Raw genomic sequence first — 17,022 nt, 5'->3', positions numbered from 1 at the left:
GACAATGCTGAACGCTTATTGTGAGGCGGAAAAATGGTGTTGGTGGGCCGCAATGGACATTTCCTCCACTCGTCTTCCCGCCTTGCTCAGGGAAGTGATGACGCCGCAGGCCGTGCCCTCGGGGCAGGCCGATCCAGTCATGACGGCACTGGTCAAGGCGCTGGTCCAACCGCCGGCGCCGTCTCTGCTTGCGCAACAGACAGCGCCCGTGCTGTTGACTTTGCCTGCCGCGCCAATGGACGTCAAATCGCAGCAGATCGCATCGTCTGGCATCGTCGATGCCTATCTTGCCCAGCTTGAGACGGGCGAAGAGGCGGCGTTGGCAACGATCGCGGCGAGAAAGGCAAAACCCGAAGCCGAAACGCCGCGAGCCTTCTTGCCGCCTTCGACAACGGCCAATGACAATACCCCTGCCAGGGTTACGGGGCTGTCATTGCTGTCGCTTATCCCGCCGCAGGCTCCAGTCCCGCGCAACGCTGCCGCTCTGGGTGCATTGGCGGGCAGGCACAGGCCGGCCAATCAATCCCATGGTGCGGCGCCGAACCCTGAGCAGTTGCTGGTGAAAATTGGCTTTGTTTCGATAATGGCCGGTTTGCTGGGAACCGTGATCCTTGGGTTCGTTCTGTTGTTGCTGCGCTGAGCTTCGAATCGGCTGGTTCTCGATATGTGCCCGGCGGAAGGCCTACCGCTCGGCTTCGATGAACGCCTCGATCTTTTCCGGCGCCAGCCCGGCCTCCGCCGCGATGCGGCGGGCGAGGTCGGCGGATGCGGCACGCGGCCGCCCGATCGGCCGGTCGAGCCAGTAGGACACCGGATTGAGCGCGGTGCGCTCATCGACGGGGGTGATGCGGCCCGATTGCAATTGATGCCCGGTCAGGGGCGGGCGTGCCAGCGCGATGCCGAGCCCATAGGCGGCGGCGTCGAGCACCAGATTGTAGTCCTCGAAGCGACGGTCCTGCGGGCGCGGGCGATAATCCATGCCTTGCGCGGCAAACCAGGCGCGCCAGGCAGACGCGTCGGAATCGTTGATCAGCGGATATTTGAGCAGCCGGGCAGGGTCGCCGCGGCCGATCTCGCGGGCAAGCTCGGGTGACGCGACGGGGAAGACATGTTCCTCGAAAAGCTGCACCGAGACGCGGCCCGGAATGCCGCCGCGTCCACAGCGGATGGAGAGATCGATGCCCTCATCGGCAAGGTCGGCCTGGCGGATGTCGACATCGAGCACGATGCGCAGCTTCGAGGGATTGTTCTCCAGAGCCGCCATGCGCGGCATCAGCCACAGCCCGCTGACCGAGGGGATCGAGGTCAGCCGCACCACCGCCGTGCCACGCGGCTCGACCCAGCGGTCGGAATGGGTCGATATCAGCGCAAAGGCTTCCGCCGTGCGCAGATGCAGCCGGTTGCCCTCGATCGTCAGCGAGACACCGCGCGCCCCACGGTCGAAGACTTTCAATCCCAGCCAGTCCTCGAGCTTGGCGATCTGCCGGCTGACGGCGCCATGGGTGATGTTGAGCTTTTCGGCGGCCGCCGAAAAGCTGCCTGTTCGCGCCGCCGCATCGAAGGCGCGCAGTGTTTCGAGCGGTACCATTGTGTCCGAGCTGTGATCCATAGTCACAGGTGATCCTCGATTTGGTCGTTTGTCAACTGGCCTGAAATGGCGTTTTCTGCCTTTCAGGACCGAAGAATGCGAGGGCAGTGAGATGAACGCAATGACGGGCACGTTGAATTCGACACAGCGGATGGACACCACGGCAGCCATTGCTGTCGCACTGACGGTGGTTGGTTGGGCCTCCGCCTTTCCGGCGATCCGCGCCGGTCTCGCCGCCTTCGGACCGCTGGAACTCGGCGCGTTGCGCTTTGCCATCGCCGCGGTGCCGGCGGCGATCTTCCTGGCCATCAAGCGCCCGGCGCTGCCAAGGCTCGACGAAGTGTGGCGCCTGGTCTTTGGCGGCGCCATCTTCGTCGCGCTCTACACCGTCATGCTCAATTTCGGCGAACTGACCGTCTCTGCCGGTGCCGCCGGCTTCATCATCAATGTCAGCCCGATCTTCACCGCCATCATGGCGATGGTCCTGCTGGGCGAGCGCTTTTCGGGCATGGCCTGGGCCGGTACGGTGATTTCCTTCGCCGGCATTGGCGTCATCGCCATGGCCGACGGGAATGGACTGTCTTTTAACACCGGTGCTTTTCTGGTGCTTGGTTCGGCCTTGTGCTCGGCCGTCAACACCATCGTCCAGAAGCCGCTGTTTGCCCGCCATCATCCGTTGACCATCTCCGCTTCGAACATGGTGCTCGGCGCACTATGCCTGGCACCCTTCCTGCCGTCGGCCTTTTCGCAGGCGGCGGTTGCCGACGCAGCAGGCCTCGGCGCCGTCATCTTTCTTGGCATCGTGCCCAGCCTGATCGCCTATGCCGCCTGGGCGACCGCACTGTCGCGTCTGCCCGCCGCACGTGCCTCCAACTTCCTCTATCTGGTCTCGCCGATGTCCGCGCTGATCGGCTTCTTCTGGCTGGGCGAAGTCCCGACGCTGCTCGGCATAATCGGCGGCGCGCTGGCGCTGGGCGGTGTCATCGTGGTGAATTTGAAGAGATGAATATTGCCGGCCGTCCGCTTCCCTCATTCGGGAACGATGCCTCGGTCAAACGCGTTTAGCCGGTGTTTATTCGACGGAGGTCCGAATGCCGGGTGCAACGACGCACCGACGCATGCAACTGGGTGATCTATCCATTTTCTATCGCGAGGCAGGGCCGCCAGAAGCACCTGTCTTGCTGTTGCCGCACGGCTATCCCTGCTCTTCGTTCCAATTCCGCCGACTGATGCCGGCGCTCGCCGACCGCTGGCGAACGATTGCATTCGACTGGCCGGGCTTCGGATACAGTGGCACGCCCGATCCGGCCGCCTTTGGCTATGATTTCGACGCCTATTGCGACGTGCTTTCCAAACTTGCCGATGAATTCGGTCTCGAACGCTACGCCTTGTGGCTGCATGATTACGGCTCGCAGATAGGACTCCGGCATTCGATCTCGCACCCCGAGCGGATCAGTGCCCTGATCATCCAGAACGGCGACATCTACGAGGACGTGCTTGGTCCGAAATACGCCACGATCAAGGCTTGGTGGACCGACAAGACGCCCGACAAGCACCGTCCGCTCGAGGCCGCGATAAGTGAGGACGGGTTCCGGGCCGAGTTCATCGGGGAAGTGTCTGACGACGTCGCCACGCGCGTGCCGCCCGATCTCTGGAGCCTTCACTGGCCATTGATGAACACGCCGGTTCGTCGGCAGATCGCCGTCGGTCTGATGGAGAAGCTGGAAGCCAATCTCACCTGGTTTCCGCGCTACCAGGCTTATTTGCGTGAACACCATCCGCCGACGCTGATCGTTTGGGGGCCAGAGGACGGCTATATGCCCGCGGCGTCGGCGCAGGCCTATCATCGCGATCTGCCCGATGCGGAACTGCATCTGATCGAGGGGGCGGGTCACTGGCTGCTGGAGACACATTTCGACGACGCGCTGCCGCTGGTCCGCGATTTCCTGGCTCGTGTTCACGGCTGATCACAGCCGGCGTCTGCCCTGCTCAGTTTGCGTCCGCCTGACTGAAGGAGAACCTCATGCCGACCAAACCGACCATCGCGCGCATCTGGCGCGGTCGCACCCGCCGCGACATCGCCGACGCCTATGAGCCATACCTCCGTGCCGAGGGTATTCCGCCCCTCGAGAAGACGGCGCTTGGTGTCCAATTGCTGCGCGAAGACCGAGGTGAGGAGACGTGGTTCACAACCATCTCGTATTGGGCCGACATGCAAGCGATGACCGCCTTTACCAAAGGCGAACCGACCAAAGTCCATCATCTGGACCGCGATGCCGAGTTCCTGATCGAGCTGCCGGAGCGGATCGACATCCACCGGATACTCGTCGATCGCCAGGGACTGCGCTGAACGGCGAATCTGGTGGTTCGCAATCTCGCCTTCTTCGCGGTGATGTCGCTGATCTGGGGTCTGACCTGGGCGGCGATCAAGCTCGGTCTCGATGACGTGCCTCCGCTCCTGCTGGCGGCGGCACGCTATTTGCTGACCGCCGCGCTTCTGGCAACAGCGGTGCGTGGAGCCGGCGCGGCGTTCGCCCACGGGCGAACGGGGCGGACGATAATCTCGGCATTGCTGGTCAACACCAGCACCTACGAGCGGTGAAGCGATGGCCCGCAATCCGTCCGCAGCTATCGCCGCCCGAAAAGCCGTTCGATGTCCGCCAGCTTGAGTTCGATATAGGTTGGCCGGCCGTGGTTGCAGGTGCCCGAGCCAGGCGTCGCCTCCATCTGCCGCAGCAGGGCATTCATCTCCTCGGCCTTGAGCAGGCGGCCGGAGCGCACCGAGCCGTGGCACGCCATGGTCGCGGCTATTTTGTCCAGCCGCTCCTTCAGCGTGTCGACCGTGTCGTTGTCGGCGATCTCGTCGGCGAGGTCGCGCACCAATTGCCCGACATTGGTCTCGCCCAGCATCGACGGCGTCTCGCGCACCGCGACGGCGCCGGGGCCGAAGCGCTCGATGCCGAGACCGAAGCGGGCAAGCGTTTCCGAATGCAGCGCAAGCCGCTCGGCGTCCTCTTCCGGCAGGTCGATGATCTCGGGCAAAAGCAGCATCTGCGAGGGCACCGGGCGTGAGTGCAGCGCATTCTTCAGCGCCTCGTAGACCAGCCGTTCATGCGCCGCATGCTGGTCGACGATGATGAGCGAATCCCTGGTCTGGGCGACGATGTAGTTCTCATGCACCTGGGCGCGCGCCGCGCCCAGCACCGCGCCGAGCAGGGTCTCGGCCGCTTCATCCTGCCCTGCGCGCGCATCGGCACTGGCGCCGGCATCGAACGCCGCCTGCTCGTTATCACGCAAACCGCGCTGATCGAATCCCGCGCCTTGGAAACCCATGTCGAGTGGCCGCTGCGGCGACCGGGCGGCGTCGAAGCCGGACGGGCCCGACGCGCGGTAGGCCGCGTCGTAGCTGCGGTGGCCGTTTGCCGGTCCGCCGTGGCCGTAGGATGCGGCCCCTGGCCGGAACGCGGCCATCATGCCGGCGGCACCCGTGGTGGCGGCGCGGACGCCGGCATCGGCCAGTGCCTGTCGAATTGCACCGACGATCAATCCGCGCACAAGGCCGGGATCGCGGAAGCGCACATCGGCCTTGGCTGGATGGACATTGACGTCGACGATGGCCGGGTCGAGCGTCAGGAACAGCACCGTCACCGCATGGCGGTCACGCGGCAGGACGTCGGCATAGGCACCGCGTATGGCGCCGGCGATCAGCTTGTCGCGCACCGGGCGGCCGTTCACATACGCATATTGCTGCAGCGCGTTGGCGCGGGTGAAGGAGGGGATCGACACGTGGCCGGTCAGATGCACGCCTTCGCGCATCGCATCGATGGCAATCGAATTGTCGGGAAAGTCGGCGCCCATCACCTGGGCGACACGGCGCAGGCTGCCTTCCGCACTGTCATCCGTCGCCGGCAATTCCAGCGTAGAGCGGTCCGAGCCGGCCAGCGTGAAGCGCACGGCGGGGAAGGCGATGGCGATGCGCTTGACCACATCGCTGGTGGCCGAGCTTTCGGCGCGCTCGCCCTTCATGAACTTCAATCGGGCCGGCGTTGCGAAGAACAGGTCGCGCACCTCGACCGTGGTGCCGCGATTGGCCGCCGCCGGCCTGACAGGCAGGACGCGGCCACCCTCGATGCCGATCTCGGCGGCGCTGTCACTTGCTGCCGTGCGCGAGCGGATCGACAGTCGCGACACCGAGCCGATCGACGGCAGCGCTTCGCCGCGGAAGCCCAGCGAGCGGATGTCGTTGATATCCTCGGTGAGCTTGGAGGTGCAATGACGTGCGATCGCCAGCGCCAGCTCCCGTTCGGGAATGCCAGAGCCGTCGTCGGTGACGCGGATCAGGTTCAGCCCGCCGCCGGCTGTGACGATCTCGACGCGCGAAGCGCCGGCATCGAGCGCATTCTCGACCAGTTCCTTGACGACGCTCGCCGGACGCTCGATGACTTCGCCGGCGGCGATCTGGTTGATCATCGTTTCGGAAAGCTGGCGGATGGGCATGGCAGCACTATAGGCGGATTCGAGACGGATGCGGAAGGATTCGGTGTTGCGGAACAGTGGATAGGCTGGCGGGACAGCAGCCTCCCTCTGGCAGGCCGCAGGGAGGTGCTGTCCCGCCGACTTCCAAGGGACTGGGAGGCGCTGCCCCTCACGCTTGCTCCGCCAGCCAGTCTCGCACCTTGCGGGCGTTGTCGCTGAGTTCCCGGTTCTTCGGCCAGACGACATAGAACGCCTTGCCGGTCTTCAGCACATGATCCGTCACCGGCACCAGCAAGCCCGACGCGAGCAGCCGCTCGGCGAGGTGCCGCCAGCCGAGCGCGATGCCCTGGCCTTCCATGACGCCCTGGATCACCAGGCCGTAGTCGTTGATGCGCAGGCCGCGCGCGGTATCGCTGAGATTGGCGCCCGCCGACTGGAACCATTCGTCCCAGCTGGCCGCCTCGCGATACGGCTCCTCCAGATGGATGAGGCGGTGCGTGGCCAGTTCGGCAGCGGATTGGGGCAGGCCGAACTTTGCCGCATAACTGGTGCCGGCGACGGGAAATATCTCCTCGTCGGCCAGCGGCAACGAGTGATAGTCCGGCCAGTCCCGCGGCGCGCCGCCGCGCACGCCGAGCGGAATGCCTTCCGCGATGATGTCGAGGTCACGGTCGGCGGTCTGGATACGCAGGTCGATGCCCGGCAGTTCGTCGCGGAACTGCTGCAGGCGAGGCATCATCCAGAACGAGCCGAACGCGGTCGAGGCAGCCAGCGTGACATGACCGCCGGTTGCCTGCAGGCGCAGATCCTCCGCCGATTTGCGAATATGCGAAAGGCCGAGCGAGACATCGGCATGGAAGCGCTCGCCGGCCTCGGTCAGGAGAACCTGGCGGTGGCGGCGCTGGAACAGCTTGGCGCCAAGCCGTTCTTCCAGCCCGCGCACGGCATAGGAGACGGCGGCCTGCGTCATGCCGAGCTCGCGCCCGGCGGCGGTGAAGCTCGACAGCCGCCCGGCCGCCTCGAAGACGATCAGGCTGCCGGCCGAGGGCAGGAGGTGGCGCAGGCTTCGCATAAGCTGAGCTTATACAAGAGATCAGGATTTTCCAGCGTCACATCACCATTTTGTCGCGTTAGGCTCCTTCATGAGTGGAATGGAGTTGCCATGAACGCACCGGCCCCTGAAGTGACCGAACATGCCAACCGCCGCAGTGGCGGCCGCCTGGGACGCAAGGCCCTGCGCGGAGCTCCGGTAACGTCGTTTCCGACCCTGGTCCGCCAGATCCCCGTCTACCAGATGGTCCCCGATGAGGCGGTCGAGCTAATCCACGAGGAGTCGCTCTTGATCCTCGAAGAGGTGGGATGCGAATTCCGCGACGACGAGGCTATCGCACTGTGGAAGGCGGCGGGCGCGGATGTCTCGGAAACTCGTGTGCGGATCGACCGGGCCCTGCTGATGGAACTGGTCTCGAAGGTCCCGTCGGAGTTCACGCTCAATGCGAGGAATCCGCAGCGTACGGTGCGGGTGGGCGGCAACAATACCATCTTCGTGCCGATGTATGGCGCGCCCTATGTGCGTGACCTCGACAACAACAGGCGCTACGGCACGCTCGCGGACCTCAACAATTTCCACAAGCTCGCCTACATGGCGCCGGCGCTGCATTCATCGAGTTCGGTCATTTGCGAGCCGATGGAAATCGCGGTACCGAAGCGTCACCTCCACATCATCCATTCCGCGCTTAAGCATTCCGACAAGCCGTTCATGGGCATCGTCACGTCCAAGGAGCGGGCGGAAGACACGATGGCGATGGCAGGCATCGTGTTCGGCGAGGATTACGTCCGCGACAATCCGGTCCTGGTGTCGATCACCAACTGCAATTCGCCGCTGGTGTGGGACGCCACCATGCTGGACGCGATGAAGGTCTATGCCCGAAGCAACCAGCCGCTGATCCTCGCACCCTTCGCACTGTGCGGCGCCTCGACTTCGGCGTCGGCCGTCGGGGCAGTCGCGCAGGTCAATGCGGAAGCGCTGGCGGGCGTCGCCTTCACGCAACTGCTGCGCCCGGGGTCGCCACAGATCTACGGACAGTTCATGGTCACCGTGGACATGAAGACCGGCGCTCCGATGGGCGGCACGCCGGAGGCGGCCCAGATGATGTACCTGATGGGCGCGCTGGCGCGGAAATACAAACTGCCGTGGCGCACCTCAGGCTTCCATGTCGGATCGAAGCTCAACGACGCCCAGGCGGGCTACGAGGCCAACATGCTGATGCATGCCGCCATCCTCGCCGGCGCCAACTACATCTGGCACTCCGCCGGGTGGCTGGAGGCCGGCCTGAGCTGCGGCTATTCGAAGTTCGCTACGGACTGCGAACAGCTGGTTGGCTGGTACAAATATGCAGGCGGCCTTCCGTTCGACGATTTCAAGGAAGCGATGGCAGCGGTTCGCGAAGTCGGGCCGCAGGGCCATTTCCTCGGCACCAAACACACGCTCGAACATTTCGAGTCGGCCTTCTTCATACCCTCGATCATGGACTTCAATTCGTACGAACAGTGGAAGGCAGAAGGGGCGAAGGACCACGACACGCGCGGTCGCGAGAAGGCGCGCAACATGCTGGCGGATTACGAGGAGCCGAAGCTCGACGAAGGCATCGCCGATGGCCTGATGGATTTCATCGCGCGGCGCGAGGAGAGGCTGCCGGACAGCGTCAGTTGACGCGAAGAACCAAGATCAAAGGGAACCAGACGGGAGGAAAAAATGGCATTCTTCAGAAGCAGTGGCGATCGCGTGCCGAGCGCTATCGAGGCAATGGCGGTCGAAGCACGCGCGGGTCGTGTCGACCGGCGCGAGTTCCTGGCGCTGGCAAGCGCCTTCGGCGCATCGACGGCGCTTGCCTACGCCATGATCGGCCTTGCCGTGCCGGATCGGGCCTTGGCCGAAGAGCCGAAGAAAGGCGGAACGCTGCGCGTCTCGATGTCGGTGAAGGGGCAGAAGGATCCGCGCACCTACGACTGGGTTGAGCTGGCGAACATTTCGCGCTGCTGGCTGGAGCCGCTTGTCCGCTATACCAGGCAGTTCACCTTCGAGCCGGTTCTGCTCGAAAGCTGGGATATCAATGACGACGCCACCGAATACGTGCTGCATGTGCGCAAGGGCATCACATGGAACAACGGCGATGCCTTCAACGCCGATGACGTCGCTCACAATCTGACGCGCTGGTGCGAGAAGAATGTCGCCGGCAATTCCATGGCCGCCCGTGTCGGCGCGCTGATCGACGCAAAGACCGGCAAGGCCAGGGATGGCGCGATCACCAAGGTCGACGACAACACGGTCAAGCTGAAGCTAAGCGAACCAGACATTTCACTGATCCCGAATTTCACCGACTATCCGGCGCTCGTCGTCCATCGCAGCTTCGATGCCGACGGTGCCGATCCGATCAAGAAGCCGATCGGCACCGGACCGTTCGAACTGGTTTCCTACGATGTCGGCCAGAAGGCGGTCGTCAAGCGTCGCGAAAATGGCAAATGGTGGGGTGGTGAAGCGCCGCTCGACAGCGTCGAGTTCATCGACTACGGCACCGATTTCAACGCCACCGTGAACGCGTTCGAATCCGGTGAGATCGACCTCAATTTCGAGTCGCCCGCCGACTTCATCGACATTCTCGACAAGATGGACCTGGTGAAATCGGAGGTGGCGACGGCGACGACGCTGGTTGCCCGCACCAACATCACCCACAAGCCTTATGACGACAAGCGGGTGCGCAACGCCTTGCAAATGGCCGTCGACAACAATGCGGTCCTCCAACTTGGTTATGCCGGGCGAGGCACCCCTGGCGAAAACCACCACGTTGCCCCGATCCATCCGGAATACTATCCGCTGCCCAAGAAGACACGCGACGCCGCCGGCGCCAAGAAGCTGATGGCGGAAGCCGGACAGGCTGACTTCGAGCATGAGCTGATCACCATCGAGGACGATTGGCAGAAGAATACCGGCGACGCCATTGCCGGCCAGCTGCGCGATGCCGGAATCAAGGTGAAGCGCACGGTGCTGCCGGGTTCGACCTTCTGGAACGACTGGACGAAATATCCCTATTCGATGACGATCTGGTACATGCGCCCGCTTGGCGTCCAGGTGCTGGCGCTCGGCTATCGCACCGGCGAGGCCTGGAATGAATCGGCATATTCCAACCCCGATTTCGACGCCAAGCTCAAGCAGGCGCTATCGCTCATCGACGTGGAGAAACGACGCGAGGTCATGAAGGATGTCGAGCAGATCCTGCAGGATTCGGGCGTCATTATTCAGCCGTTCTGGCAGAAGCTCTACAGCCATCAGAACAAGAAGGTGAAGAACTATGGTGTCCACCAGACATTCGAGATGGACCTTCAAAACGTCTGGCTGGACGGCTGAAACAAGGCGCGGCAGGACTTCATGAGCCGCAAAAAAGCCGATATGCAGGATGCGTGGTATTGATAGGCTCAAGCCATCAAAAGCCGGAGATTCTGCATGAGACTGACAGTGCTCGTTGCCGCCCTTTCGATAGCCCTGCCGGGCGCCGCCGTCGCCGGACCGGCGTCCGACGCGGTGAAGTTCTTCTATGTCCCGGCGGTCAAGTTCGAGGCCGACGAACAATATCGGGATCGGTTCACCGAACCGGTGACGAAACTGTTCGAGCTGAACGACCAGGCAACGAAGACGAACCCGGACCAGGTCGCCTGCATCGATTTCGATCCTGGTCTCGACGCCCAGGATTTCGATCAGAAAACCGTCTCGAAAACGCTGAAACTGTCTGAGAAGCTGGATGGCGATAACGCACAGGTCACGGCATCCTTCAGCCTGTTCTCCGAGGGCGATGATTCCAAACGTGAAATGCTCTGGTCGCTCAAGAAGATCGACGGCAAGTGGAAGATATCGGACATCGCTTCCAAGACCAGCGACTGGACGCTCAGCGGGCTGGAATGCATGGCCGGCCAGACGCCGGAGTGAAGCGATGGCCCATCGCCGGTTCCTGGCGCTGTCGGGTGTGTGCCTGCTGGCGGCTCTGAGCGGCGCCGCCGCGCAAGGCTTGTTGGGTGCGCCGCCGGCAAACGCCCCGGCCGGCACCCAGCCGGGCGACAGCGGGGCACCGCCCGCAAATGCGCCGGGCGGAGCGGCGGAACCGGCCACGCCGCCGGTGGGATGGTCGCCAGCCGAAGCCGCGCCCGCCGCACCGATCCAGCCGGGCTCGCCGACCGCCGTGGTGCGGCCGTTTTACGATCAGGTCGGACTGGAGATCGATCCGGCCGAGCGAAGCCATTTCATCGACCCGGCCAAAACCGTGCTCGACAAGAGCGACGCGTTGCGCAAATCCGGGCAGGGCGAGTGCCTCGACCCCAACATGGCGCTCGACAATGCCGATTACGACAAGGCCGAGATCGACAAAAGCCTGAAGACGCTCGAGGCGATCAACGGCGACCAGGCCAAGGTCATCGTCGCCTTCGTCATATCGGGCAACCCGCACCGGCTGGAATGGAAATTCAAGAGGGTCGACGGCGACTGGAAGATATCGGACCTATTGTCGGTGACCGGCGAATGGGCACTCAGCCAGTATCAGTGCGAATGAACCGGCGATGAAGCTTTGCTTTTCGCTAGCCATCGTGCTGGTCGGACTCGGCGTTGCCGGGGGCGTGTTCGACTGGCACATCGGCACGATACTGGTCGCTCGCCAGCCGCGGCAAGCTCTGGCAGCGCCTGGGGACTTCTCCGTCGAGCGCGTCGTACTCGACCAGGCCGATGCGCCCGAGCTTGTCGGCTGGGTAGCCGATCGAAAGGGCAGTTGCGGTGCGATTGTGCTGCTACATGGGCGCGGCGCCAACAGGCTGGCCTTGGTTCAAAAGGCGAAGCTCTTGTTCGACGCTGGCTATTCCGTTGTCTTGTTCGACCTCTCCGGTCATGGAGAGAGCGGCGGCGCCGTTCAGGGCTTCGGGTATTCGGAAGGCCCGGACGCCGCCCGTATTATTACCTTTGCTCGGCAACGCTTTTCAGGCCAGAAGCTTGGCGCCATCGGCTCGTCGCTTGGCGCCGCCGCACTTGTCTTTGCCGCACCGCAAGCGCCTGCCGATGCTTATGTGCTGGAGCAGCTCTACGCAACCTTGCGCGAAACTACAGCGTGGCGAATGCCTTTCCACTTCTGGCGCGGTTTCCAAGCCGATGTCCTTTTGGCACAGATGCCGCTTCGTCTCGGGTTGAGCGCCGATGATGTCAAGCCGGTCGACCATCTTGCTGCTATCGGCAAGCCGCTGATGCTGCTTGCAGGCAGCACCGACCCTTTCATCGATCATGGACAGGTGCTGGCGCTGCAGAATGCTGCCGCTGGTTCACAACTCGTCTGGTTTGGGGGCGCAGGCCATGTCGATCTGCTGCGCTACGACCAACTGCGCTACAGCGATGCTATCTTTTCCTTTCTTGCAACAAAGCTCTGCCGGACGGGTGCCATCCATGGTTGACGTTCGCTCAACCTCGTCCGCGATAGGGCGCAACCCCGGTGTCGGGCAGCCAGGCGCCTTCCGGCGGAGCGCCTGTCTGCCAGAACACATCGATCGGAATGCCGCCGCGTGGATACCAATAGCCGCCTATGCGCAACCACAGCGGCTTGGTTGCCGCCACGATGCGGCGGCCGATCATGACGGTGCAGTCTTCATGGAAGGCGCCATGGTTGCGGAACGAGGTCATGAACAGCTTGAGCGACTTCGATTCCACCAAAGCCGCATCGGGTGCGTAGTCGATGACGATATGGGCGAAGTCCGGCTGGCCGGTGACTGGGCACAGCGAGGTGAATTCCGGGCAGGTGAAGCGCACGATCGCCGGCGGTCCGTCACCGCGCGAAAACGGTACGGTCTCCAGGACCGCTGCTTCGGGGCTTTGTGGCGTCTCGACGTGCGCGCCGAGTTGGGTGAGGGTTTTGGTGTCGATCATGGGCGCAATCCTTGTCGCATGCGCCCGGAGTGCGTGCGGGACGACATGCTTGAAAACGAATTTTGCCGCTCATTAGCACAATTTGAAACCGCAGGAAGACGATGACCAGCAACGATCCGCTTCTCCAGCCCTACCAACTCAAACACCTGACGCTGAAGAACCGGGTCATGTCGACCAGCCATGAGCCGGCCTATTCCGAGGACGGCATGCCGAAACAGCGATACCGGCTCTACCATGCCGAGAAGGCCAAGGGCGGCATGGCGCTGACCATGACCGCCGGCTCGGCGATCGTCTCTCGCGATAGCCCGGCCGCTTTCGGCAATCTGCATGTCTATGACGACAGGATCGTGCCGTGGCTCGCCGAGCTCGCTGACGCCTGCCACGAGCACGACTGCAAGGTGATGATCCAGATCACCCATCTCGGCCGCCGTACCGGCTGGAACAAGGCCGACTGGCTGCCGGTGCTCTCGGCCTCGCCGGTACGTGAGCCGGCGCATCGCGCATTCCCGAAGACGATCGAGGACTGGGACATCGAGCGCATCGTGGCCGACTATGCTTCGGCCGCCCAGCGCTGCGAGGCCGCCGGCCTCGACGGCATCGAGTTCGAATCCTACGGCCATCTGATGGACGGCTTCTGGTCGCCAGCCACCAATCATCGCGACGACGAATTCGGCGGCTCGCTGGACAATCGCCTGCGCTTCACCAACATGGTGCTCGATGCCGTGCGGGCAGCTGTCGGCGACAAATTCGTCGTCGGCATCCGCATGGTCGCCGACGAAGATTTCGAAAAAGGCCTGTCGAAGGCGGAGGGGATCGAAATCGCCAGGCGGCTGGCGGGCTCCGGCAAGGTCGATTTCCTCAACATCATCCGTGGCTCGATCGAGAGCGATGCGGCGCTGACCAAGGTCATCCCGGTAACCGGCATGCGTTCTTCGCCGCATCTCGATTTCGCCGGAGAGGTGAGGGCGGCGACGAAATTCCCGACCTTCCACGCGGCGCGCATATCCGACGTGGCCACTGCACGCCACGCCATCGCCACCGGCAAGCTCGACATGGTCGGCATGACCCGCGCCCATATCGCCGATCCGCACATCATCAAAAAGGTGATGGAGGGGCGCGAGCATGAGATCCGCCCCTGTGTGGGCGCCACCTATTGCCTCGACCGCATCTATGAGGGCGGTGAAGCGCTTTGCGTCCACAATGCCGCGACCGGCCGCGAGGCCGAAATCCCGCATATCATCGTCAAGACCGAAGGACCGAAGCAGAAAATCGTGGTCGTCGGAGCCGGCGCCGGCGGACTGGAGATTGCGCGGGTCGCGGCTGAGCGCGGCCACAAGGTGATGGTGCTTGAAGCATCGAGCCAGGCCGGCGGCCAGGTGCGATTGGCGACGCAGAACCCGCGCCGCAAGGAACTGATCGGCATCATCGACTGGCGGCTGGCCGAACTCGACCGGCTCGGCGTCGAGATCCGCTACGACACCTGGGCGGAAAAAGACGATGTCCTGGCGCTGTCGCCCGATGTGGTGGTGGTCGCTACCGGCGGCCTGCCGCAGAACCCGCCGCTGACATCAGGCGACAACCTTGTCACCTCGAGTTGGGACATCATGGCCGGCAGCGTCAAGCCGGCCGAAAATGTGCTGCTCTATGACGACAATGGCGGCCATCAGGGCATGGGCGCCGCCGAACTGATCGCCAATGCCGGCTCGAAACTCGAGCTTGTATCGCCGGAGCGTTTCTTTGCCCCGGAAATGGGCGGCATGAACCATGTGCCCTATATCAGGGCCTTCCAGGAAAAGGGCGTCACCATCACCATCAACACGCGGCTGCGTTCGGTGCGGCGTGAGGGCAACCAGCTGATCGCAGAGCTGGCTTCGGATTTCGCCGATGGCTGGCGCGGCGAGCGCAGGGTCGACCAGGTGGTGGTCGAGCACGGTACGCTGCCGCTCGACGATCTCTACCTCGCGCTGAAGCCGCTGTCGAAGAATGGCGGCGCGGTCGACTACGAACGGCTGGTGAGTGGTGGCGACATCTTTCCCAAGCGCAATCCAGAAGGCGGCTTTGTTCTGTTCCGCATTGGCGACGCGGTCGCCTCGCGCAACATCCACGCCGCCATCTATGACGGCATCAGGTTCGGCTTGCGGATCTGAAATTAGCTATCGCCAGGATCGGTGGCGCGCGGCCGAAGCTTCCTGCAAGAGCCCCTAGACTGGACTTTCCCTGTCGTACTTGTAACGATCTAGGGTGATCCAAACGCTTGGGATCAGTTTCATTCTACTGCAAGTCTGCAGGGAAATCGCGAAGCAGTGCGTCTTCTGCCGAGAAAAGCTGACGAAAACCTAACAAAGTCCGGGGGGACAAGTTGACCAAGAAAGATCCGTTCGTTCCGCGCCAGACCAATACGGCGCTCTACATGCAGCTATACGAGAATGGATATTCGGTTGCCGATATCGCCCGGGTGCAAAAGGCGTATCGTGTGTGTTGCGCGATGTTCAACGGCCGCTACCGCAAGACAGGACGGCCGTTCATCTGCCATGCGGTGGGGGCTGCGTCATCGGCCGCGCATTTCGATAAAAGCGTCGATCTTGTCTTGGCCGCGATGTTTCACGCTGCCTACGACAGCGGCCACTATCCGGACGGAAAGTCCAGCAGGCGCACCGATGCACACCGCAGATGGCTGGAGCAAACAATCGGTCCCCGGGTTGAAGGTCTTGTCGCCCGCCTGGTCGGACTGAAATTCGATACCGGAGACCCCGAGCGCCTTGTGGATGCCGGTGTGCCGGCCGGCGACGAGGACATCTTGTTCCTAGTGCTTGCCCATGAGGTGGATGACCTGGCGGACGGAGGATTGGCGTTTGCGCCCAAATACGGTCAGTCCATACGATCGAGGGTTGCTGCCTGTGCCACTCTGGCGAGGTATCTGGGCCGCGAAAATCTTGCCGTCACCATCGAAGGTTACGGTGCCCGCTACGAGACGATGGCGTGGGCTGCTCCCCTCCAGGAGACGAAGCTGATTGGCTTTCAGATTACGCCAAATTTACGCACATACATCAAATTGCGTCGCCACAAGTTACGCGGCGAATCAGTCGAGGTGCTTTGACACCTTGCTGATCCCGCGATGCGCAATCCGCTGAGAACTGGCCGTCCTTGCCGGCTCAGTCGTCATAGCCCTGGATTGCCCCAAAGCTGTAACGGCGCAGCTTCAGCGCGGTGATCAAATTGGTCAGCTTCGTCTTGCCGTCGAAACCGTTCTGGAACATTTCGTCATGCATCAGCAGGATCAGCTTGCCGGGCTTGACGAAGCGGCCATAGCCGAACAGGTGATCGATCTCGCTGACCAGATGATCGACGCTCTGCACCGGCTCGCCGTTGTCCTTGTGCACCCATTCATGGTCCCAGCCGTAGAGATAGAAGCCTGAGGCCGCGACAAACTCGTAGTCGGGCTCTTCACGCCCCTCCTGGGCGAGCCCAAGCGAGGTGTCGTTCTTCGACATGGAGGGCAGCCTGAACACGTCGCGCCCCGGTAGCCTTGCATGCACCACGGGCTTCAACCCGAGCACCGCGTTTGCCCTTACCATGTCGGCGACGACACCTTCGGTGTCGCCGTAGAAATGCCGGTAGTGATTGTAGGCATGGCTGTAGCTGTGGTTGCCGAGCGTCACCAGAGGAAGCTGCCTGGCGCGCTGGACGAGCGCTCTGTTGGCGGCGCTAGCCTGTGCGTGCATGCCGACCATGAATAGGGTTGCAGGAACCTGTTCGGCTTCCAGCACATCGAGGATGTTGCTTGTGCCGTTCAGCGGCCCATCGTCGAAGGTAAGATATATGATGCGATCGGCCCCTTGGGCGGGAACCGCAAAAATCAAAACCGCCGCCAGCACAAACCGAAACGGTGTCATCAGCCCCGATATCCGGTTGCGATCACGACAAGGCCGCCATGTCCACAACGGCTTGTCAAGGCGAGCCGGTGCATGTCGCCCAAAAGTGCGCAGCGGTTTTGGGATAACGACATGTG

At 62.9% G+C, this 17,022-nt stretch carries 17 protein-coding genes; 12 read left to right on the top strand and 5 right to left on the bottom strand.

Translation table 11 applies throughout. The features are described from left to right. The first annotated feature begins 52 nt into the window (after positions 1-52). Positions 53-640: a hypothetical protein gene (locus tag EJ079_RS28195; protein ID WP_127398095.1), complete on the top strand. Its 588-nt coding sequence runs from the start codon at positions 53-55 to the stop codon at positions 638-640. 42 nt (positions 641-682) lie between these two features. Here EJ079_RS28195 and EJ079_RS28190 read toward each other — a convergent pair whose 3' ends face one another. Further along, positions 683-1,609, bottom strand: a complete 927-nt coding sequence (locus tag EJ079_RS28190) for a LysR family transcriptional regulator (RefSeq protein ID WP_127810756.1) — start codon at positions 1,607-1,609, stop codon at positions 683-685. Between the two features lie 91 nt (positions 1,610-1,700). On the opposite strand from EJ079_RS28190, the gene EJ079_RS28185 reads away from it, so the two are divergent. From EJ079_RS28185 to EJ079_RS28170, 4 genes are all read left to right on the top strand, one after another. Beyond that, positions 1,701-2,594, top strand: a complete 894-nt coding sequence (locus tag EJ079_RS28185) for a DMT family transporter (protein ID WP_127810755.1) — start codon at positions 1,701-1,703, stop codon at positions 2,592-2,594. 85 nt (positions 2,595-2,679) lie between these two features. After that, complete coding sequence (locus tag EJ079_RS28180) at positions 2,680-3,555, top strand: alpha/beta hydrolase (RefSeq protein ID WP_127810754.1); 876 nt, start codon at positions 2,680-2,682, stop codon at positions 3,553-3,555. 56 nt (positions 3,556-3,611) lie between these two features. Next, positions 3,612-3,938: a hypothetical protein gene (locus tag EJ079_RS28175; RefSeq protein WP_127810753.1), complete on the top strand. Its 327-nt coding sequence runs from the start codon at positions 3,612-3,614 to the stop codon at positions 3,936-3,938. Positions 3,939-3,950: 12 nt separating this feature from the next. Further along, on the top strand, positions 3,951-4,190 hold the full coding sequence (locus EJ079_RS28170; protein WP_127398926.1) for a hypothetical protein: 240 nt from the start codon (positions 3,951-3,953) through the stop codon (positions 4,188-4,190). Between the two features lie 26 nt (positions 4,191-4,216). Here the strand turns inward: EJ079_RS28170 and mutL are convergent, their stop codons facing one another. Further along, entirely contained in the window at positions 4,217-6,085 is a 1,869-nt protein-coding gene (gene mutL / locus EJ079_RS28165; RefSeq protein WP_127810752.1) for a DNA mismatch repair endonuclease MutL, read from the bottom strand. Between the two features lie 148 nt (positions 6,086-6,233). After that, complete coding sequence (locus EJ079_RS28160) at positions 6,234-7,136, bottom strand: LysR substrate-binding domain-containing protein (protein ID WP_127408827.1); 903 nt, start codon at positions 7,134-7,136, stop codon at positions 6,234-6,236. Positions 7,137-7,226: 90 nt separating this feature from the next. Here EJ079_RS28160 and EJ079_RS28155 point away from each other — a divergent pair, with 90 nt between their 5' ends. The 5 genes from EJ079_RS28155 to EJ079_RS28135 all read left to right on the top strand — a co-directional run bounded on the left by EJ079_RS28155 (position 7,227) and on the right by EJ079_RS28135 (position 12,544). Then, positions 7,227-8,777, top strand: coding sequence for a trimethylamine methyltransferase family protein (locus EJ079_RS28155; protein WP_127330649.1), 1,551 nt, complete (start codon positions 7,227-7,229; stop codon positions 8,775-8,777). Positions 8,778-8,819: 42 nt separating this feature from the next. Next, on the top strand, positions 8,820-10,469 hold the full coding sequence (locus EJ079_RS28150; RefSeq protein WP_127398840.1) for an ABC transporter substrate-binding protein: 1,650 nt from the start codon (positions 8,820-8,822) through the stop codon (positions 10,467-10,469). Between the two features lie 96 nt (positions 10,470-10,565). Further along, positions 10,566-11,045, top strand: coding sequence for a DUF3828 domain-containing protein (locus tag EJ079_RS28145; protein ID WP_127398839.1), 480 nt, complete (start codon positions 10,566-10,568; stop codon positions 11,043-11,045). Between the two features lie 4 nt (positions 11,046-11,049). Next, a complete protein-coding gene (locus EJ079_RS28140) occupies positions 11,050-11,661 on the top strand; it encodes a hypothetical protein (protein WP_127272150.1) in 612 nt (203 codons plus the stop codon). A gap of 7 nt (positions 11,662-11,668) precedes the next feature. Next, positions 11,669-12,544, top strand: a complete 876-nt coding sequence (locus EJ079_RS28135) for an alpha/beta fold hydrolase (RefSeq protein WP_127810751.1) — start codon at positions 11,669-11,671, stop codon at positions 12,542-12,544. Positions 12,545-12,551: 7 nt separating this feature from the next. On the opposite strand, the gene queF is transcribed toward EJ079_RS28135, so the two are convergent. After that, positions 12,552-13,013: a preQ(1) synthase gene (gene queF, locus EJ079_RS28130; protein ID WP_010915503.1), complete on the bottom strand. Its 462-nt coding sequence runs from the start codon at positions 13,011-13,013 to the stop codon at positions 12,552-12,554. A gap of 101 nt (positions 13,014-13,114) precedes the next feature. Between queF and EJ079_RS28125 the strand changes: the two genes are divergently transcribed. Continuing rightward, positions 13,115-15,160, top strand: coding sequence for an NADH:flavin oxidoreductase (locus EJ079_RS28125; RefSeq protein ID WP_127810750.1), 2,046 nt, complete (start codon positions 13,115-13,117; stop codon positions 15,158-15,160). Between the two features lie 212 nt (positions 15,161-15,372). Next, entirely contained in the window at positions 15,373-16,110 is a 738-nt protein-coding gene (locus EJ079_RS28120; RefSeq protein ID WP_127270107.1) for a hypothetical protein, read from the top strand. A 55-nt stretch (positions 16,111-16,165) separates the two neighbouring features. Here the strand turns inward: EJ079_RS28120 and EJ079_RS28115 are convergent, their stop codons facing one another. After that, a complete protein-coding gene (locus EJ079_RS28115; RefSeq protein WP_127399265.1) occupies positions 16,166-16,906 on the bottom strand; it encodes a polysaccharide deacetylase family protein in 741 nt (246 codons plus the stop codon). Between the last annotated feature and the right edge of the window lie 116 nt (positions 16,907-17,022).

Source organism: Mesorhizobium sp. M7A.F.Ce.TU.012.03.2.1 (assembly GCF_004006095.1).
Classification (GTDB): Bacteria; Pseudomonadota; Alphaproteobacteria; order Rhizobiales; family Rhizobiaceae; genus Mesorhizobium.
This window is presented reverse-complemented; position numbering and strand designations above follow the sequence as displayed.